Annotated in this window: 4 protein-coding genes; 2 read left to right on the forward strand and 2 right to left on the reverse strand. The window is 43.5% G+C overall.

Annotation, left to right across the window (positions count from 1 at the left end):
- Both VF500_RS25625 and VF500_RS25630 read right to left on the reverse strand, forming a co-directional pair.
- Nucleotides 1-321: acyltransferase (locus tag VF500_RS25625; protein ID WP_330862385.1), on the reverse strand; the 321-nt coding region annotated here is incomplete at its 3' end.
- Between the two features lie 68 nt (nt 322-389).
- Entirely contained in the window at nt 390-848 is a 459-nt protein-coding gene (locus tag VF500_RS25630) for a DUF1569 domain-containing protein (protein ID WP_330862386.1), read from the reverse strand.
- Nucleotides 849-1,062: 214 nt separating this feature from the next.
- On the opposite strand from VF500_RS25630, the gene VF500_RS25635 reads away from it, so the two are divergent.
- Nucleotides 1,063-1,515, forward strand: a complete 453-nt coding sequence (locus VF500_RS25635) for a carboxymuconolactone decarboxylase family protein (RefSeq protein WP_090531050.1) — start codon at nt 1,063-1,065, stop codon at nt 1,513-1,515.
- A gap of 34 nt (nt 1,516-1,549) precedes the next feature.
- Nucleotides 1,550-1,894: a YciI family protein gene (locus VF500_RS25640; RefSeq protein WP_090531052.1), complete on the forward strand. Its 345-nt coding sequence runs from the start codon at nt 1,550-1,552 to the stop codon at nt 1,892-1,894.
- Nucleotides 1,895-2,034: the final 140 nt, after the last annotated feature.

The raw sequence follows: 2,034 nt of genomic DNA on the forward strand, positions 1-2,034 counted from the left end.
ATCAAATATAAACCCTAACAAGCCCAATACCGAGCCAAAAACCACCAGCGGGTGCAGCCTGATCAACCTCGATTTGAAAAATTCCTTTATGCCCATTTTGCCGATCCTGTCGTCATAAGCATAGCCAACAACAAAGCCCGACAGGCAAAAGAAAAAATCAACCGCTAAAAAGCCATGACCTATAAAATCCTTGCTATAGTCGGAATAAGCAATCTCCATAAAATGGAAAGTAACAACTGCTATAGCAGCTATGCCCCGCATGCCGTCAAGAATTTCAAAATGCTGTTTGGTTTTAAGGATGGCGGGGCTTAGTTTTTCCATGCACTATATCGATTTACCTGTATGCCGGTAAAGAAAGGAAAATTTAGCCGGAAGTTCAAACTATGCGCTTAACAGCCAAACTGAGTGAGGTGATGGTCAATATGTTTATAAAACATATTGTTCCATTCGGTAATAGTTAAGGGACCAAACGAATGCGACTCGCGGCCATCAAAAGCTTTTTCGCCCAGCTGCTGTGTTTTTAGGATGTAGGCTATCAACCGGGCTTTTTCGGTATTGAAATCCCTTTCGCCGGTAATAAGAAATGCAGGCGCTGTTGGGTTGTTGTGTTTATATGGAATTTCGCTCACCACCTTGTTTTTAACCAGCATTTTCAGGATGAGTTTCATGAACAAGCCGGGTTTGGGGTGCTTATCTTCATACACCATTTCGTACGTTACACAGCAGTGTGCCAACATTTGTGCTACGTTCATTTTACCCCACCCCGGTGAGGTTTGAGGCGTGAGCTTGTTGATCCGGCTGATTACATCATCAGCTACCTGTGCAGTGAAAATATTGGGTAAGGCCATGAGGGAAAGATAGGTATTTTTATACAGAGACGTATTACATGTATATGTAGTTTAAACCGGAAATCTGCGAAGCGGGCGATGCATTAGATGCCGCCCAACAAAAATTCCCGATATGAATTCCGATCTTAAAAAAAATAAAAAATATTTTTTTCATTTTGTCCAATCTGCTAAGCACGGTTGTCATTGGGTTTTAACAACATAAATTTAAAACAAAATGGAACAGAGAATCAGCATGTGGGAAAAAGGACAAAATGCCTTAAAACCATTATTCGGTATTAATACCTATCTTAAAAAATCGCCCCTTGAGTTATCCCTTCGTGAGTTGGTAAATTTCAGGGTATCGCAGATCAATAAATGCGCTTATTGTCTTGACATGCACTATAAAGATGCACGTGCCAAAGGCGAAACTGAACAACGTTTATATGGCCTGAGCGCCTGGGAAGAATCACCTTATTATACCGATCGTGAAAGGGCCGCCTTCGCCTGGGCCGAAGCCGTTACCGCCTGCCATGTAACCGACGAAGTGTACAACATAGCCAAGGCGCAGTTCAGTGATGAAGAACTGATAGACCTTACGCTGTCCGTTACCACCATTAACACCTGGAACCGCATCAACCTATCGTTCCCAAATACGCCCGGCACATACCAGGTTGGCCAGTTTGCATAAACAGTTTATATTAACGCCATTAAAACATAGCCTTATGAATGAATTTTTGTTAGTGATCCACAGGGATCTGAAAAGTAAAGATGCCAGTCCCTCGCCCGAACAAATGCAGGCAGCCATAAAACCTTTCCAGGATTGGATAGGCGGCATCGCGGCTCAAAACAAACTGGTTGGTGCTCCCAAACGCTGGGACGGCGATGGCCGGACAATTAAGCAAAATACCGTGATCAATGGTCCTTATGCCGAAATTAAGGAATCGATAGGCGGGTTGTTTATAATCAGGGCCGAAGATTACGATGAGGCCGTTGAAATTGCCAAAGGCTGCCCGATATTGCAATGGGGGGCCACCGTTGAAGTACGAATGGCTGTGCCTGCCGTATAAAATAAAATGCCTTTGTACTTTTGCAAAGGCATTTTTATTTTAACCTATGCAACCCCAAGAACTTTTACCTCACCTGTTCCGCACCGAGTACCGGAAAATTGCAGCAGTGCTTTGCCGCCTTTTTGGTATTGAACATATTG

The organism is Mucilaginibacter sp. (assembly GCF_036383575.1).
Lineage (GTDB): Bacteria > Bacteroidota > Bacteroidia > Sphingobacteriales > Sphingobacteriaceae > Mucilaginibacter.

Bases quoted from the DNA above. Each gene is read 5' to 3' on its own strand.
- VF500_RS25630 (WP_330862386.1), bottom strand. From the start codon at position 848: ATGGCCTTACCCAATATTTTCACTGCACAGGTAGCTGATGATGTAATC.
- VF500_RS25635 (WP_090531050.1), top strand. From the start codon at position 1,063: ATGGAACAGAGAATCAGCATGTGGGAAAAAGGACAAAATGCCTTAAAA.
- VF500_RS25640 (WP_090531052.1), top strand. From the start codon at position 1,550: ATGAATGAATTTTTGTTAGTGATCCACAGGGATCTGAAAAGTAAAGAT.